Source organism: Streptomyces lateritius (genome assembly GCF_014649715.1).
Lineage (GTDB): Bacteria > Actinomycetota > Actinomycetes > Streptomycetales > Streptomycetaceae > Streptomyces > Streptomyces lateritius.
Genome location: NZ_BMTO01000001.1, coordinates 209280 through 226925 on the forward strand (window position 1 = coordinate 209280; position 17646 = coordinate 226925).

Sequence of the window (17646 nt, forward strand, 5' to 3'; positions counted from 1 at the left end):
TGATCGGTGTGATCATCGGCTATCCGCTGATCCGAGGCATCTACCTCTCCCTCACCGACGCGAACGAGCGCAACGTCGCGCGGAGCATCGGCGTCAACAACATTCCCGCGACGTACGAGTTCGTGGGCCTGGACAACTACGCCGACGCGCTCACCGGAGGGCAGTTCCTCTCCACCCTGGGCTGGACGCTGGTGTGGACGGTGTCCTGTGTGTCCGTCACCTTCGCCCTCGGCCTGGCCCTCGCCAACATCCTCAACCGCAGGATCGCCGGCCGCTCCGTCTACCGGATGCTGCTGATCCTGCCCTGGGCCGTGCCCGGCTTCGTCTCTGTCTTCGCCTGGCGCTTCCTCTACGACGAGCGCCGCGGCATGCTCAACCAGATCCTCGCCGGTGGCGGCCTCGACGCCGTGCCGTGGCTGAACGACCCCACCTGGGCCAAGTTCTCGGTCATCGCCGTGAACGTCTGGCTCGGCATCCCGTTCATGATGGTCGCCCTGCTCGGTGGCCTGCAGTCCATCCCCGGTGAGCTGTACGAGGCCGCGGAGATGGACGGTGCCAACGCCTGGCAGCGCTTCCGGCACATCACGCTGCCCGGCCTGCGCTCGGTCTCCACCACCGTGATCCTGCTGAGCACCATCTGGACCTTCAACATGTTCCCGGTGATCTTCCTGCTCACCCGGGGCGGACCCGGTGAGGCCACCCAGATCCTGGTCACCCAGGCGTACAAGTTCTCCTTCGAGATCAGCCCCCGTGACTTCGCCCAGTCGTCCACCTGGGGCGTCCTGATCCTGGTCCTCCTGATGGTCTTCGCCGCGGTCTACCGGCGAGTCCTCCGCAAGCAGGGAGAAGTCTGGTGACCACCGCACAGACCACCGCCACCCACACGCCGATCCGCGGACGCCGTTCGCCGCTCGCCTCGGTCGGGCTGCACCTCACCCTGATCGTGGCCTCCGTGATCGCCGTCTTCCCGGTGCTGTGGGTCCTGCTCACCTCGCTGAAGCCGGCCACGTACGCGACCACGACCGACTTCGTCAAGGAGACGACGCTCGCGAACTACACCGACCTGCTGGAGAACACCCAGTTCCTCGCCTGGTTCGGCAACTCGCTGCTCGTCGCGGGCCTCACCACGATCCTCGGCGTCTTCATCGCCTCCACCACCGGCTACGCCGTCAGCCGCTTCCGTTTCCCCGGCAAGCGGGGACTGATGTGGACGCTGCTGATCACCCAGATGTTCCCGGTCGCGGTCCTGATCGTGCCGATCTACAACATCATGTCGTCGCTGGGGCTGCTGAATAAGTCGGCCGGCCTGGTCATCACGTACCTGACCATCGCCGTCCCCTTCTGCGCCTGGATGATGAAGGGCTTCTTCGACACCATCCCGCGCGAGATCGACGAGTCCGGTTACGTCGACGGCCTCAACCCGTTCGGCACCTTCTGGCGGCTGATCCTTCCGCTCGCCAAGCCCGGCATCGCGGTGACCGCGTTCTACTCCTTCATCACCGCGTGGGGCGAGGTCGCCTACGCCTCCGCCTTCATGGTCGGCGACGAGAACCTGACGCTGGCGGGCGGTCTGCAGAAGTTCGTCAACCAGTACGGCGCCCAGTGGGGCCCGATGTCCGCGGCCTCCGTGCTCATCGCCATCCCGGCCGCCCTGGTGTTCCTCTTCGCCCAGCGGCACCTGGTGACCGGCATGTCCGCCGGCGCCGTCAAGGGCTGAGCACCCACCCGCACCTTCACAAGAGCGGCGCTCGGCTCCGTCCCCGTGTCGGACGGCGGAGCCGCGCCGCCCCCACTCCTTACCTCCCAGGGAAGTCATGACCCAGCATCTCGCTGCCCCCGCCGCCGCCCCGACCACCGGCACGCACACGGGCTGGTGGAGAGACGCGGTGATCTACCAGGTCTACCCGCGCAGCTTCGCCGACGGAAACGGCGACGGCATGGGCGACCTGGAGGGCATCCGCGGCCGGCTGCCGTACCTGAAGGAGCTGGGCGTCGACGCCGTCTGGCTCTCCCCCTTCTACGCCTCCCCGCAGGCCGACGCCGGCTACGACGTGGCCGACTACCGGGCCATCGACCCCATGTTCGGCTCCCTCCTCGACGCCGACGCGCTGATCCGCGAGGCGCACGAGCTGGACCTGCGGATCATCGTCGACCTGGTCCCCAACCACTCCTCCGACCAGCACGAGTGGTTCCAGCGGGCACTGCGCGAGGGCCCCGGCTCGCCGCTGCGCGAGCGTTACCACTTCCGTACCGGCAAGGGCGAGGACGGCTCCGAGCCGCCGAACGACTGGGAGTCCATCTTCGGCGGCCCCGCCTGGACCCGCGTCACGGAGCCGGACGGCACCCCCGGTGAGTGGTACCTCCACCTCTTCGCGCCCGAGCAGCCCGACTTCAACTGGGAACACCCGGCCGTGCGCGACGAGTTCCGCTCCATCCTGCGCTTCTGGCTCGACATGGGCGTCGACGGCTTCCGCGTCGACGTCGCCCACGGTCTGGTCAAGGCCGAGGGCCTGCCCGACATCGGCGCCCACGACCAGCTGAAGCTGCTCGGCAACGACGTCATGCCCTTCTTCGACCAGGACGGCGTCCACGAGATATACCGCTCCTGGCGCCAGGTGCTCGGCGAGTACGACGGTGAGCGCGTCCTCGTCGCCGAGGCGTGGACCCCGACCGTCGAGCGCACCGCGAACTACGTGCGCCCCGACGAGATGCACCAGGCGTTCAACTTCCAGTACCTCGGCACCCACTGGGACGCCGAGGAGCTGCGCCGGGTCATCGACGACTCGCTCGCCGCGATGCGTCCGGTCGGCGCCCCGGCGACGTGGGTGCTCTCGAACCACGACGTCACCCGGCACGCCACCCGCTTCGCCAACCCGGCCGGCCTCGGCACGCAGCTGCGGACGGCCGGCGACCGAGAGCTCGGCCTGCGCCGCGCGCGGGCCGCGACCCTGCTGATGCTGGCGCTGCCCGGCTCGGCCTACGTCTACCAGGGCGAGGAGCTCGGCCTGCCGGACGTCACCGACCTGCCCGACGAGGTCCGTCAGGACCCGTCGTTCTTCCGGGCCACCGGCCAGGACGGCTTCCGCGACGGCTGCCGGGTCCCGATTCCGTGGACCGTCGAGGGCAGCTCGTACGGCTTCGGTGACGGCGGCAGCTGGCTGCCGCAGCCCGCCACCTGGGGCGGGCTCAGCGTCGAGGCCCAGGCCGGGGATCCCGGCTCCACCCTGGAGCTGTACCGCAGCGCGCTCGCCGTGCGCCGCGAACAGCCCGGACTCGGTGCCGGCGAGGACGTCGAGTGGATGGAGGCGCCCGAGGGCGTCCTCGCGTTCCGCCGCGACGGCTTCGTCTGCACCGCCAACACCACCGGCCGGGCCATTCCCGTCCCGCTGCCCGGCCGGTTCCTCCTCTCCAACGAGCCCGTCTCCCACGGGGAGGGCGTCGTGGAGCTGCCCGCCGACACCACCGTCTGGTGGGCGGTGTGACGATCCCCCTGCCGCGGGGCGCCGGGAACGGCGCCCCGCGGCTCGCGGACATCGCGGCCCAGTCGGGGGTGAGCGAGGCCACCGTCAGCCGTGTCCTCAACGGCAAGGCGGGCGTGGCCGGCGGGACCCGGCACAAGGTCCTCGCCGCGCTCGACGTGCTCGGCTACGAACGTCCCGTACGGCTCAGACGCCGCAGCGCGGGCCTGGTCGGCCTGGTCGTGCCGGAGCTGATCAATCCCATCTTCCCGGCGTTCGCCCAGGTCATCGAACAGGTGCTGGCCGGACACGGCTACACCCCGGTGCTCTGCACCCAGATGCCGGGCGGCGCCACCGAGGACGAGCTGGTCGAGCAGCTGGAGGAGCGCGGGGTCACCGGCATCGTCTTCCTCTCGGGTCTGCACGCGGACGCCTCCGCCGACCCGGCCCGCTACGTCCGGCTGGCCGCGCGAGGCGTCCCGTTCGTCCTCATCAACGGCTTCAACGAACGCGTCGACGCCAACTTTGTCTCGCCCGACGACCGGGCGGCGGCGCGGATGGCCGTACGGCACCTGGTCGAGCTGGGCCACGAGCGGATCGGACTCGCCACCGGGCCGACGCGGTACGTCCCCTCACGGCGCAAGGCCGAGGGCTTCGCCGCCGAACTGCACGACCTGCTGGGCGTGGAGCGGGCGGAGGCCGAACGGTACGTCCGCCCCACGCTGTTCGGCGTCGAGGGCGGGCACGCGGCGGCCGACATCCTCCTCGACCAGGGCTGCACGGGCATCGTCTGCGGCTCCGACCTCATGGCGCTCGGCGCGATCCGCGCGGTGCGGGCCCGGGGCCTCGACGTGCCCCACGACGTGTCGGTGGTCGGCTTCGACGACTCGCCGCTGATCGCCTTCACCGACCCGCCGTTGACGACCGTACGCCAGCCGGTTCAGGCCATGGCGACGGCGGCGGTCGGGGCGCTCCTGGAAGAGATCGAGGGGAACCCGGTGCAGCGCACGGAGTTCGTCTTCCAGCCGGAGCTGGTGGTAAGGGGCTCCACGGCTCAGCCGCGCACCCGTTGATTTCCGGCGGGTAGCGGGAGTGTGTCCAAAGGGTTGACCGGGCGCCGGGGGACTCGTACGGTCACGACCGAAAACACTTGCTGCTTTCTTGCAGCAAGAGATTGCGAACCTGCTTCGCCCCCCCGCACCTCCCTTCCCCAGGAGGAAACATGGCCAGAAAGACCGTGGCCGCTGCACTCGCCGTCGTGGCGGGAGCCGCTGTGGCCGTCACGGCACCCGCCCCCGCGCAGGCCGCCCCGCCCGGTGAGAAAGACGTCACCGCGGTGATGTTCGAGTGGAAGTTCGCCTCCGTGGCGAAGGCCTGCACCGAGCAGCTCGGCCCGGCCGGTTACGGCTACGTCCAGGTCTCACCGCCCCAGGAGCGCATCCAGGGCAGCACGTGGTGGACCGCCTACCAGCCCGTCAGCTACAAGATCGCCGGCCCCCTCGGCGACCGCACCGCGTTCAAGGCCATGGTCGACACCTGCCACGCGGCCGGTGTGAAGGTCGTCGCCGACACCGTCATCAACCACATGGCGAACGCCTCCGGCACGGGCACCGGCGGCACCTCCTTCTCGAAGTACGACTACCCGGGCCTCTATTCGGGCGCCGACATGGACGACTGCCGGTCCACGATCTCGAACTACCAGGACCGGGCGGACGTGCAGAACTGCGAGCTCGTCGGCCTCCCGGACCTCGACACCGGCGAGGACTGGACGCGCGGCCGGATCGCCGCGTACATGAACGACCTGCTCACGCTCGGCGTCGACGGCTTCCGCGTCGACGCGGCGAAGCACATGCCGGCCGCCGACCTCGCGAACATCAAGTCGCGGCTGACGAACCCGGGTGTCTACTGGAAGCAGGAGGCGATATTCGGCGCGGGCGAGGCCGTCTCGCCCAGCGAGTACCTCGGCAACGGAGACGTGCAGGAGTTCCGCTACGCACGGGACCTCAAGCGGATCTTCGGCTCGGAGAAGCTCTCCTACCTGAGCAACTTCGGCGAGTCCTGGGGGTACATGGCCTCCGGCAAGTCCGGCGTCTTCGTCGACAACCACGACACCGAGCGCGGTGGCGACACCCTGAACTACAAGTCGGGCGCCACCTACACGCTCGCCTCGGTCTTCATGCTGGCCTGGCCCTACGGCTCACCGGACGTCCACTCCGGCTACGAGTGGTCCGACAAGGACGCGGGCGCGCCGAACGGCGGGCAGGTCAACGCCTGTTACAGCGACGGCTGGAAGTGCCAGCACGCCTGGCGCGAGATCGCCTCGATGGTCGGCTTCCGCAACGCCGCCCGGGGCACGTCCGTCACCAACTGGTGGGACAACGGCAACAACGCGATCGCCTTCGGGCGCGGCGCCAAGGCGTACGTGGCGATCAACCACGAGGGCTCCGCGCTCACCCGCACCTTCCAGACGGGGCTGCCCGCCGGCACCTACTGCGACGTGCAGACGGGCAACGCCGTCACGGTGAACTCCGCCGGCCAGTTCACGGCGACGCTCGCCTCGAACACGGCGGTCGCGCTGCACGTCAACGCCAAGACATGCGGAGGCGGCACGACTCCGACCCCGCCCGCGAGCACCGGCGCGTCCTTCCAGGTGAACGCCACGACCGTCACCGGCCAGAACATCTATGTCACCGGCAACCAGGCGGCCCTCGGCAACTGGAACGCGGCCTCGGCGCGCAAGCTCGACCCGGCGGCCTACCCCGTCTGGAAGCTGGACGTGGCCCTGCCCGCCGGCACGGCCTTCGAGTACAAGTACATCCGCAAGGACGCGGCCGGAAACGTCACCTGGGAGTCGGGCGCCAACCGCACGGCGACGGTCCCCTCGTCCGGCCAGATCGTCCTGAACGACACCTTCCGCACCTGACACCCCTTCTCGCCAGGGCCGCCCCGCCGGGGGCGGCCCTCCTTCCCGTACCTCCAGGGAGAACCCTCGTGATACGCAAGAGAACGGCGGCCGCCGTGGCCACCGCCCTGTGCGCGGCCCTCGTGCCGGCCCTGCCCGCGGCCGCCGCGCCCCCGCCGCCGCCCCCGCCCTCCGACAAGGCGCTCGCCGCGCAGCCCGCACGGCACGACCTCACGCGGGAGCAGTTCTACTTCGTCCTGCCCGACCGGTTCGCCAACGGAGACACCCGCAACGACCGCGGCGGCCTCACCGGCACCCGCCTGGAGACCGGCTTCGACCCCAGCGACAAGGGCTTCTACCAGGGCGGCGACCTCAAGGGACTGACCCGGAAGCTCGACTACATCAAAGGCCTCGGCACCACCGCCATCTGGCTGGCGCCGATCTTCAAGAACCAGCCCGTGCAGGGCGCCGGCAAGGACGCGAGCGCCGGCTACCACGGATACTGGATCACCGACTTCACCCAGGTCGACCCGCACTTCGGCACCAACGCCGACCTGGAGAAGCTGATCGACCAGGCCCACGCCAAGGGCATGAAGGTCTTCTTCGACGTCATCACCAACCACACCGCCGACGTCGTCGACTACCAGGAGAAGTCCTACACGTACCTCTCCAAGGGAGCCTTCCCCTACCTCACCAAGGACGGCGCCCCCTTCGACGACGCCGACTACGCCGACGGGTCGAAGCGCTTCCCGCCCGTCGACAGGGACTCCTTCCCCCGCACGCCCGTGGTGGCCCCCGACAAGAGGAACCTCAAGGTCCCCTCCTGGCTCAACGACCCCACGATGTACCACAACCGGGGCGACTCCACCTTCGCCGGCGAGTCCTCCGCCAACGGCGACTTCGTCGGCCTGGACGACCTGTGGACCGAGCGTCCCGAGGTCGTCGAGGGCATGGAGAAGATCTACCAGCGCTGGGTGCGCGACTTCGACATCGACGGCTTCCGCATCGACACGGTCAAGCACGTCAACACCGAGTTCTGGACCCAGTGGGCCACCGCCCTCGACGAGTACGCGGCCCGGCGCGGCCGTGACGACTTCTTCATGTTCGGCGAGGTCTACTCCGCCGACCCCGCGGTCACCGCGCCGTACGTGACCGAGGGCCGCCTGGACGCCACCCTCGACTTCCCCTTCCAGGACGCGGCCCGCGCCTTCGCCTCGCAGAGCGGCTCCGCCGACAAGCTGGCGAACCTCTTCTCCCAGGACTACCGCTACACCACCGACAAGGCCAACGCCTACGAGTCGGTGCCCTTCCTCGGCAACCACGACATGGGCCGCTTCGGCGCCTTCCTCAAGCAGGACAACCCGAAGGCCGACGACGCCGAACTGCTGCGGCGCTACCGGCTCGCCAACGAGCTGATGTTCCTCAGCCGGGGCAACCCCGTCGTCTACTACGGCGACGAGCAGGGCTTCACCGGGCCCGGCGGCGACAAGGACGCCCGCCAGACGCTGTTCGGCTCGAAGGCCGCCGACTACCTGGACGACGACCAGCTCGGCACCGACCGCACCCACGCGGACGACGCGTACGACACCGCGCACCCCCTCTACCGGCAGATCGCCCGCCTCGCCGAGCTGACCCGGAAGAACCCGGCGCTGCGCGACGGCGTCCAGGAGCAGCGGTACGCCGAGGGCTCGGTCTACGCCTTCTCCCGTACCGACGCCCGCGCGAAGACGGGGCCGGCCGAGTACGTGGTCGCCGTGAACAGCGCCACCGAGGCGAAGACCGTCGAGATCCCGACCGGCTCCGCCCCGCACACGCGGTTCACCGCGATCCACGGCGGCGACACCCGCGTCACCAGCGCCGCCGACACGAAGATCAAGGTCACCGTCCCCGCCCTCGGCTCCCTCGTCCTCAAGGCGGCCACGCCGCTCCCCGCGCCCGCCACGGCGCCGACGATCACACTCGAGGCCCCCGCGGCCGGTGCCACCGGCACCGTCGAGATCTCTGCCGACGTCGACGGCGGCAGCCTCAACCGGGTGGTCTTCGCCGCCCAGACCGGCAGCGGGAAGTGGCAGGTCCTCGGCTCCGCCGACCACGCCCCCTACAAGGTCACCCAGAAGGTCACCGCACCGGCCGGCACCGCCCTGCGCTACAAGGCAGTCGTCGTCGACAGCACCGGCCGCACCGCGAGCGCCACCGCCGCGACGACCAGCGGCGCCCCCGCCGTCGAACAGCCGCCGACCGCAACCCAGCGCGACTACGCGATCGTCCACTACAAGCGTACGGACGGGAACTACGACGACTGGGGCCTCTACACCTGGGGCGACATCGCCGACGGCGAAGGCACCACCTGGCCCGCCGGCAAGCCCTTCACCGGCCGTGACGCCTACGGCGCCTTCGCCTACGTCAAGCTCAAGCCAGGCGCCTCCTCGGTCGGCTTCATCGCCGTGAACAAGGACGGGGTCAAGGACACCGACGCCGACCGCGCCATCGACCTCTCCAAGACCGGCGAGGTCTGGATCGAGCAGGGCAGCCCGACCGTCCTCAACGCCGCGCCCGAAGGCGCGTACCCGCCCCAGGACACGACCAAGGCCGTCCTCCACTACAAGCGGGCCGACGGGAACCACGCGGGCTGGGGCCTGCACACCTGGACCGGCGCCGCGAACCCGACCGACTGGTCCAAGCCGCTGGAGCCGGTGCGTACCGACGCCTACGGAGCGGTCTACGAAGTCCCGCTCGCACCGGGCGCGACCTCCCTCAGCTACATCCTCCACAAGGGCGACGAGAAGGACCTGCCCACCGACCAGTCCCTCGACCTCAAGGCGAACGGCCACGAGGTCTGGATGCTCGGCGGCCAGGAGAAGTACCTGCTGCCGCAGCCCAAGGGCAGCGGCGCGGCCCTCGACCTGACCAAGGCCCAGGCGGTCTGGATCGACGAGACCACCCTCGCCTGGAACGGCGACGACACCGCCGCCTCCCACGCACTCCTCACCTCCCGCGACGGCTCGATCACCGTCCAGGACGGCACCCTCACCGGCGACCGCCAGGTGCTGCGCCTGAACCGCACCGAGCTGACCGACGCCCAGAAGGCCGCCTTCCCCCACCTGAAGTCCTACGGCGCCTTCACCGTCGACCCGCGCGACCGCGACCGCGTCCGCGAAGCCCTCAAGGGCCAGCTCGTCGCCGCCCAGTACGCGGCGAACGGGGCGGTCCTCACCGCCACCGGCGTCCAGCTCGCCGGCGTCCTCGACGACCTCTACGCGCCGAAGGCCACCAGGGCCGCCCTCGGCCCGGTCTTCCGCGACGGCCGCCCCACCCTCTCCCTGTGGGCCCCCACCGCCCAGTCCGTCACCCTCGAACTCGACGGCAAGGCCGTCCCCATGCGCCGCGACGCCGCCTCCGGCGTCTGGTCGGTCACCGGCACGCGCGCGTGGACCGGCAAGCCGTACCGGTACACGGTGAAGGTCTGGGCGCCCAGCGTCCGGCAGGTCGTCACCAACAAGGTCACCGACCCCTACGCCACCGCCCTGACCACCGACTCCACCCACAGCCTCGTCGTCGACCTCGCCGACCCGAAGCTCGCCCCCCAGGGCTGGGCCGGCCTGAAGAAGCCGGCCGCCGTGCCACTGCGGGACGCCCAGATCCAGGAGCTGCACATCCGCGACTTCTCGATCGCCGACCCGACGGCCGAGGCCGACCACAAGGGCACCTACCTCGCCTTCACGGACGCCGGCAGCAAGGGCTCCCGACACCTCAAGGCGCTGGCCGCCTCCGGGACCTCCTACGTCCACCTCCTGCCCGCCTTCGACATCGGCACCATCCCCGAGAAGAAGTCCGAGCAGACCACCCCGGCCTGCGACCTGTCGGTCTACGCCCCCGACTCCGAGGAGCAGCAGGCCTGCGTTGCCGCCGCCGCGGCCAGGGACGCCTACAACTGGGGCTACGACCCGCTGCACTACACCGTCCCCGAGGGCTCCTACGCCACCGACCCCGAAGGCAGCCGCCGCACGGTCGAGTTCCGGCAGATGGTCGCGTCCCTCAACGGCGCCGGCCTGCGCACCGTCATGGACGTCGTCTACAACCACACCGTCGCCGCCGGACAGTCGGAGAAGTCGGTCCTCGACCGGATCGTCCCCGGCTACTACCAGCGGCTCCAGGCCGACGGCTCCGTCGCCACCTCCACCTGCTGCGCCAACACCGCGCCCGAGAACGCCATGATGGGCAAGCTCGTCGTCGACTCGGTCGTCACCTGGGCCAAGCAGTACAAGGTCGACGGCTTCCGCTTCGACCTCATGGGACACCACCCGAAGGACAACATCCTCGCCGTCCGCAAGGCGCTCGACGCGCTGACCGTCGAGAAGGACGGCGTCGACGGTAAGGCGATCGTCCTCTACGGCGAGGGCTGGAACTTCGGCGAGATCGCCGACGACGCCCGCTTCGTCCAGGCCACCCAGAAGAACATGGCCGGGACCGGCATCGCCACCTTCTCCGACCGGGCCCGCGACGCCGTCCGCGGCGGCGGCCCCTTCGACGAGGACCCCGGCGTCCAGGGCTTCGCATCGGGCCTGTTCACCGACCCCAACTCCTCGACCGCCAACGGCACCCCCGAGCAGCAGAAGGCCCGCCTCCTCCACTACCAGGACCTGATCAAGGTGGGACTGAGCGGCAACCTCGCCTCCTACTCCTTCACCGACACCTCGGGCCGAACGGTCAAGGGCTCCCAGGTCGACTACAACGGCGCCCCGGCCGGCTACGCCGCCGTCCCGGGCGACGCCCTCGCCTACGCCGACGCCCACGACAACGAGACCCTCTACGACGCCCTCGCCTTCAAGCTGCCGGCGGCCACCTCGGCCGCCGACCGGGCCAGGATGCAGGTCCTCGCCATGGCGACCGCGACCCTCTCGCAGGGCCCCGCGCTCTCCCAGGCCGGCTCGGACCTGCTGCGCTCCAAGTCCCTGGACCGCAATTCGTACGACAGCGGCGACTGGTTCAACGCCATCCACTGGGACTGCCGGGACGGCAACGGCTTCGGCCGCGGCCTGCCCCCCGCGGCCGACAACAAGGCCAAGTGGGGCTACGGAAAGCCGCTGCTCACCGCCCCGTCCCTGACGGTCGGCTGCGACCAGATCGACGGCGCCTCGGCCGCCTACCGGGACCTGCAGAAGATCCGTACCACCGAGCCGGTCTTCTCCCTCGCCACCGCCGGACAGGTCCAGGACGCCCTGTCCTTCCCGCTCTCCGGCACCGGGGAGACCCCCGGCGTGATCACGATGCGCCTCGGCGACCTGGTCGTGGTCTTCAACGCCACCCCCGACCGGCAGACCCAGCGGGTCACCGGCCTGGCCGGAAAGGACTACACCCTCCACCCGGTCCAGGCCGCCGGCGCCGACACCACCGTCAAGTCCGCCTCCTACGAGACGGGTTCGGGCACCTTCACGGTCCCGGCCCGCACGGTGGCGGTGTTCACCGCACGTTGAGCGCCTTCTCCAGGAGCGTGACCCCGTAACGCGTGCCGTCGGCGGCGAGCTTTCCCGGCTCCTCGCCGACGGCCGTGTACCCCGCGGCCTCGTAGTAGGCACGCAGCCGCGGGTTGCTCGACAGACAGTCCAGCCGTGCCACCGCCCGGCCGCCGGCCGCGATCCGCTCCTCCGCGTGCGCGAGCAGCGCCCGGCCGGCCCCGGCGGGGGCGCTCTCCCGGTCCGTCATCAACCGGTGGACATAGCCCGCGACCGGCGGCTGCGGCCCCCAGGCCTGCTCGTCCTCCCACCACAGCTCGTACGCGCCGACGGGCCGACCCCCCTGGGACGCCAGCCACACCTCGCCCGCCGCCATCCGCGACCGGAAGTGCTCCGTGGTCTTGTCGCCCGGCTTCCACTGGTCGATGCCGCCGCGCACCATCCACCGCGCCGCCCCGTCGAACAGCCCCACCAGCACGTCGAGATCCCGGTCGTCCGCCTGCCGGAAGGCCACTTGTGTCGTCATGGCGATCACCGTAAAGCTGTGGCCAGACATCCTTTCGACCGGGAGCCCCCATGCCGCAGATCACCGTGGACTACTCCGCACCACTCGACCGGCGGGGCTTCGCGCTCGCCCTGCACCCGCTCGTCGTGGAGACCGTCGACACCCGGATCGATGCCTGCAAGACCCGCTTCCGCGAGATCGAGGAGACCGTCTGCGGGGACGGCTCGACCGACGACGTCGTCGTCCACGTCGACATCGCGCTCCTGCCGGGCCGCACCGACGAGACCAAGGCCCGCCTGGCCGAGGCTGTCGTCGCGCTGCTGCCCGCGCACCTCAAGCAGACCGAAGGGGTACGGATCTCCGCCGAGGTACGCGACCTCGACGCCTCCTACCGCAAGGGCTGAGCCGGCAACTGCGGCGCCAGCACGAGCAGCCGGCCGACCAGCTCACCGAACGGCCCGTCGGCCGGCTCGTCACCGAGGATCCGGATCAGGACGTCCGCCATCTCCTCGTCGTACGCGGCGCTCACCGCGGCCAGCGCCGCGAAGTCGTGCACCAGCTGCAACTCCAGCTCCGCGCGCGGCACCCGCCGCCCGTCCAGCCAGAGCAGCGCCGTCGACTCGGCGAGCGACACCCACGAGCGGACGACCAGTTCGAGCCGCGCCGAAGGGTGCGCCACCTCCAGATGGGCCAGGATCTGCTCGTAGGCGGCCTGCCGCACCTCGTCGATCATCGCGTTCGTGGTGGACGAACCCACGGCGGGGCCGCCGCGCATCAGCGCCGAGAAACCCGGCCCGTGCTCCTCCACGAAGTCGAAGAACCGGCCCATCACCCGCAGCAGCCGCGCCCCCAGCGGCCCCTGCGGCGGCTCCAGGAACCGCGCGGCCAGCTCGTCGGCCGCCCGCCGCAGCGCCGCCTCGTACAGGCTCTGCTTGCCGGGGAAGTAGTGGTAGACCAGCGGCCGCGAGATGCCGGCGGCCGCGGCGATCTCGTCGATGGAGACCTCGTCGGGAGAGCGGTGGCTGAACAGCTCGAGGGCCACCCCGATCAGCTGCTGCTTGCGCTCCTCGACGCCCATCCTGCGGCGCACCCCGGTCGTCATGCGAACAGCCTAACGGGCGTCCGTTACGCTCCCACCACATGAGCGCTTCTGATCAGGACACCCCGGCAGCGACCTCCGAGGCCGAGGCGACGGGCATGACGCCCAGGCAGGCACGCCGGCTGCGGATGGCGGCCGCGTCCGTCCTGCTGGTCGCGATGGCGGCCGTCCTGGTGATCAGACTGGCCAGCCGTACGTCCGTGCTGGTCGTCGGGGTGTACGGACTGGCCATGATCCTCTGCGGTGTGGTGATCGAACTCTCCCGCAACGGCCGTACGCGGCTGGGCACCTGGCTGCTGGTGGCCGGCCTCGCCGCCGCGCTCGTCTTCGACTGGCTGATCCTTCCCTGATCAGAGGTCGAGGACCAGCCGTTCACCGGCGCACCGCGAGACACAGATCAGCATCGAGTCGCTCCGCTCCGCGTCGGTGAGCAGCTCGTCCCGGTGGTCGACCTCGCCCGCAAGGACCCGCTGTTGGCAGGTACCGCAGAAGCCCTGCTCGCAGGAGTAAGGGACACCCGGCACAGCCCCTCGCACCGCGGCGAGCACGGACCGGTCCGGTGCCACCGTCAACGTGCGCCCGGTGCGCCGCAGTTCGACCTCGAAGGCGCCGCCGCCCGCGGCGGCGGGGGAGAAGCGCTCCAGGCGGGGGGTGCGGCCGTCGGGCAGGGCGGCGGCCACGGCGTCCATCAGCCCGTCCGGCCCGCAGCAGAAGACGGCTGTCTCGGGCGGGGTGTCGGCGAGGAAACCGAGCTCCGGAACCCCGGACTCGTCCTCGGCGACCACTGTCACCCTCCCCCGGCCTCCGGCCGGCGGGACCCCCGTCTCGCTCCGCCCGCCGCCGAGCTTCTCGATCTCGTCGAGGTACGGCATGGTGGCGCGGCTGCGTCCGCAGTACAGCAGCCGCCAGTCGGCGCCGGCCCGGTCGGCCGCGCGCAGCATGGGCAGGACGGGCGTGATGCCGATGCCGCCGGCGACGAAGACGTAGGAGGGGGCGTCGACGAGCGGGAAGCGGTTGCGGGGGCCGCGGACCTCGATCTCGGTGCCCTCGTGGAGCTGTTCGTGCACCTCGCGGGAGCCGCCCCGGCCGCCCTCCACGAGCCGGGTCGCCACGGTGTACGTGTCGGTGTCGGCCGGGTCACCGCAGAGCGAGTACTGGCGCACCAGGCCGGAGGGGAGCACCAGGTCGACGTGGGCGCCGGGCTGCCAGGCGGGCAGGCCGGTGCCTTCGAGGCGCAGCTGGACGACGCCCTCGGCGGGCGAGCTGCGGCCGGTGACGAGGACCTTCCGGGTGACGGTGGCGAGGCGGCCGCGGCCCGATGTCGGCTCGTCCAGGGCGGGCATGGGCCACAGCGGGGCGGCGTTGATCCGGCGGCGCATGGCCCGCTTGGCGAGGAGCGCGGCTCCGGCGACCAGGGCGAGGGTGACCGGTCGGGACATCAACGGCCTCCGTTGGCGCCGGGGGGAGGAGGCGAGGTAGGCCACCGCCTGGGCGGTGTCGCCCTCCTGGGAGGGGTGGTAGGAGCGGCTGAGGTAGCGGGGGACCGCGCGCAGCAGGTCGGGCGTGGAGGGCAGCAGGCCTTCCCTGCCCTTGCGGACGAGTTGGCCGACCGAGGCCTTGCCGTCGACGAGGGTGGGGTCGTTCTCCATGAAGAAGCGGGTGCCGCGCTGCCAGAGGAAGACCATGGCGGTGAAGGCGGTGGCCCAGGTGCGGGCGCGGCGGCGGTAGCCGCCGTCGAGGTGCATGAAGAGTTCGAAGGCGACGGAGCGGTGCTCGACCTCTTCCGCGCCGTGCCATCGCAGCAGGTCGAGCATGGTGGGATCGGCGCCCCGACGGTCGAGTTCCTCGGCGTTGAGGACCCAGTTGCCGAGGAAGGCGGTGTAGTGCTCGATGGCGGCGATGAGGGCGACCCGCTCCATCAGCCACCAGCGCCGCGGCCTTCCGGGCGGCAGGGTCCGGTCACCGAGCAGCTTCTCGAAGAACCAGTCGACCTGGGCGGTGTAGGGCGTGGGGTCGAGGCCGAGCTTCTTGAGGTGGGGGAGGACGTCGTCGTGGGCCTGGGAGTGCACTGCCTCCTGCCCGATGAAGCCGATGACGTCCGCGCGCAGCCGGTCGTCGGTGATGTACGGGAGCACCTGCTTGTACACGTGCACGAACCAGCGTTCACCGGCCGGAAGCAGCAGGTGCAGCACGTTGATGGTGTGGGTCGTGAACGGGTCGCCGGGAACCCAGTGGAGCGGGGTCTCCTCCCAGTCGAAGGAGACCTTCCGTGCCTTGAGCTCGATGCGCTCCGACGCCACCGGCGCAGGCTGCGTATTAGACATACCGTCAATGTACTGAGGGGTAAGGACCCCGCGACAGGGTCGTGCACGGGGTTTTTCGCCGTGGACGGCCGGCGGTGGACCGCCGGCCGGGGCCTCGGAGTCCCTGGGGCGTGTCCGGAAAGCGGCGCCGCCCGCAGGGCAGGCGGGACTTCACGGACACGGCCTAGCGGAGGGCCGTCAGGGTCGTGCCGTCGGTCAGCGTGCCGGAGAGGTTCGCGCGGGCGCCGGGCTCCGTCTTCAGGGCCAGGAGGTGGCCCTTCGCATGGGCGGTGACGCCGCCCGAGGTGCGGAGTGAGGCCACGTCCTCGCTGCCCGCCGCCAGGACGTACCAGCGGCCGCTCCTCGCCTGCCACAGCACCCCCGCCAGGACCCGCGGCTCCCGCACCCCGCACGCCGGCGACCCGTCCGCCTTCGCCGCGAGCGCCGCCGCCACGTCCGGAGCAGGGACCTGGAACTGCGCCAGGACCCTGCTCCCCGTCCCCCTCCAGGTCTCCGCCCGCGTGCACAGCCAGGCCGCCCGGCCCCCGCCCTCCGGCAGCCGCTGCTCGGCGAACCGCCAGGCGTTCACCGACCGCACCCCGTGCGAACGGACCGCCGCCAGCTGGCACGCCGTCCGCGCCCACCCGGCCCGCGCCTCCGCCCCCGTCGCGTCCACCGGTGCCGCCGGCGGTCCCGAGGTCAGCCGGGCCGGCACCAGCTCGCCCAAGTCCGTCAGCAGGCGCGTCCCCGCCCCGTCCCGCACCTGCAGCGTGTTCCAGGACGCGCACCCCCGCGCCTGCGCCGGGCTGAGCATCGCCCCGGTCACCCCCTCCGCGTCCCGCTCCAGCGGCCACGGCTCCTTCGCCGGCGCCAACAGGTCCCGTACCGCCGTCTCCCGCACCCAAGGAGCCGTCAGATAGCGCACGGCGGCCGAGCTGCGCGAGACGACGAGCGCCGAGGAGCCGACCGCGTCGGCCCCGTCCGTCCGCGCGAAGTCCAGCGCCGCCCCACTCGTCTCCCCGACCGGCTCCGCGTACCGCACCGCCCGCAGCCCGTCGTGGAACAGCACCACCCGCGCCCCGTCGACCTCACCCGCGTACAGCAGCTGCGGCGGCCCCATCGGCGGCCCCACCGGCGTCCCGGGCGTCGCCGACGTCCGCACCGAACCGCCGGGCCGCGCCCACACGGCGAGCGCCCGCCGCAGCAGCGCCCGGTCGCCGACCAGGCCGCCGCGCTCCGGCCACACCGAGAAGTCCGTCCGTGTGGAGAGCTGCCACACCGCCGGGGCGACTCGCTTCACCTTCCCCGGGTCGAGCGCCGCCTCCGCCGCCGGATTCCGGGCGTACGAAGGGGCCGCAGCACCGTTTCTTCCCCAGCCGTCCCCCGGCAGCCCGAGCAGCGTCCCGCACACGACCACGGCCGCCGCCGCGGCCAGCGCCGCCTTGCCGTGCTGGCGGCGCCGCATCAGATCCGTCGGCCGCGCCTGGAGCGAGCAGGGGTCGAACTCGGGCGAGTCGAGCAGCCCGTAGTGCGCCTCCACGCCGTCCGCCTCCGCCAGGGCGGCCGTAGCGTCCTCCACCCCGGCAGCCGCGAGCATCCGCAGCACCTCCGGGTCCCCCTGCCGCTCCAGACCGCGCAGCACGTACGCCGCGCGCGCGGGCCCCGAGAGCGCCGACAGCCGCTGGTCCAGGGCCAGTTCGTCGGCACCGCCCGCGCGGGGGAACAGCCGCAGCCCCCACACGTGCGGCAGCAGCGGAGGAAACTGCGCCCGTCGCGGCAGCGCCCGCCGCCGCAGCGGCAGACCGGCGATCAGCGCCTGCCGGAGGACCTCGCCCCGCACGTACGCGTACCCGGGGTCGACGGCGTCCTCCGGCCCGCCGCCGGAGCCCGCGGCGGCGGCCCCGGACGTCCGGCGGCGCGGCAGCG

At 71.6% G+C, this 17646-nt stretch carries 12 protein-coding genes and 1 pseudogene; 8 read left to right on the forward strand and 5 right to left on the reverse strand.

Annotated features, from left to right (window positions below; all coding sequences use genetic code 11):
* From IE136_RS01025 to pulA, 6 genes are all read left to right on the forward strand, one after another.
* The coding region (locus tag IE136_RS01025) for a carbohydrate ABC transporter permease (RefSeq protein WP_229818586.1) at nucleotides 1-857 on the forward strand (857 nt) is incomplete at its 5' end.
* A complete protein-coding gene (locus tag IE136_RS01030) occupies nucleotides 851-1717 on the forward strand; it encodes a sugar ABC transporter permease (RefSeq protein WP_158994205.1) in 867 nt (288 codons plus the stop codon). The genes IE136_RS01025 and IE136_RS01030, both read left to right, overlap by 7 nt.
* A 97-nt stretch (nucleotides 1718-1814) precedes the next feature.
* Nucleotides 1815-3482, forward strand: coding sequence for a glycoside hydrolase family 13 protein (locus IE136_RS01035; RefSeq protein WP_158986738.1), 1668 nt, complete (start codon nucleotides 1815-1817; stop codon nucleotides 3480-3482).
* The gene (locus IE136_RS01040; RefSeq protein ID WP_158986736.1) at nucleotides 3470-4531 is read left to right on the forward strand and encodes a LacI family DNA-binding transcriptional regulator; all 1062 of its coding nucleotides are present in this window, start codon (nucleotides 3470-3472) and stop codon (nucleotides 4529-4531) included. Before IE136_RS01035 ends, IE136_RS01040 begins: the two co-directional genes overlap by 13 nt.
* Nucleotides 4532-4680: 149 nt before the next feature.
* The gene (locus IE136_RS01045; RefSeq protein ID WP_158986734.1) at nucleotides 4681-6381 is read left to right on the forward strand and encodes a carbohydrate-binding module family 20 domain-containing protein; all 1701 of its coding nucleotides are present in this window, start codon (nucleotides 4681-4683) and stop codon (nucleotides 6379-6381) included.
* Between the two features lie 68 nt (nucleotides 6382-6449).
* The gene (gene pulA / locus IE136_RS01050) at nucleotides 6450-11834 is read left to right on the forward strand and encodes a pullulanase-type alpha-1,6-glucosidase (RefSeq protein ID WP_189599171.1); all 5385 of its coding nucleotides are present in this window, start codon (nucleotides 6450-6452) and stop codon (nucleotides 11832-11834) included.
* Here the strand turns inward: pulA and IE136_RS01055 are convergent.
* Nucleotides 11821-12339 carry a GNAT family N-acetyltransferase gene (locus IE136_RS01055; protein ID WP_189599172.1) on the reverse strand — a complete coding sequence of 173 codons (519 nt, stop codon included), beginning with the start codon at nucleotides 12337-12339 and terminating at the stop codon, nucleotides 11821-11823. The genes pulA and IE136_RS01055 overlap by 14 nt on opposite strands.
* Nucleotides 12340-12389: 50 nt before the next feature.
* Between IE136_RS01055 and IE136_RS01060 the strand changes: the two genes are divergently transcribed.
* The gene (locus IE136_RS01060) at nucleotides 12390-12722 is read left to right on the forward strand and encodes a 5-carboxymethyl-2-hydroxymuconate Delta-isomerase (RefSeq protein ID WP_158986730.1); all 333 of its coding nucleotides are present in this window, start codon (nucleotides 12390-12392) and stop codon (nucleotides 12720-12722) included.
* On the opposite strand, the gene IE136_RS01065 is transcribed toward IE136_RS01060, so the two are convergent.
* On the reverse strand, nucleotides 12707-13420 hold the full coding sequence (locus tag IE136_RS01065) for a TetR/AcrR family transcriptional regulator (protein ID WP_158986728.1): 714 nt from the start codon (nucleotides 13418-13420) through the stop codon (nucleotides 12707-12709). The two genes, IE136_RS01060 and IE136_RS01065, sit on opposite strands and share 16 nt — an antisense overlap.
* Nucleotides 13421-13458: 38 nt before the next feature.
* Between IE136_RS01065 and IE136_RS01070 the strand changes: the two genes are divergently transcribed.
* Complete coding sequence (locus IE136_RS01070; RefSeq protein WP_158986726.1) at nucleotides 13459-13767, forward strand: hypothetical protein; 309 nt, start codon at nucleotides 13459-13461, stop codon at nucleotides 13765-13767.
* Here IE136_RS01070 and IE136_RS01075 read toward each other — a convergent pair whose 3' ends face one another.
* The 3 genes and pseudogenes from IE136_RS01075 to IE136_RS01085 form a co-directional block, all read right to left on the reverse strand.
* Nucleotides 13768-14856, reverse strand: coding sequence for a PDR/VanB family oxidoreductase (locus IE136_RS01075; protein ID WP_189599331.1), 1089 nt, complete (start codon nucleotides 14854-14856; stop codon nucleotides 13768-13770).
* Nucleotides 14857-14877: 21 nt separating this feature from the next.
* A pseudogene (locus IE136_RS01080) lies at nucleotides 14878-15741 on the reverse strand (metal-dependent hydrolase); the annotation flags it as partial.
* A gap of 163 nt (nucleotides 15742-15904) precedes the next feature.
* Nucleotides 15905-17646: hypothetical protein (locus IE136_RS01085; RefSeq protein ID WP_189599173.1), on the reverse strand; the 1742-nt coding region annotated here is incomplete at its 5' end.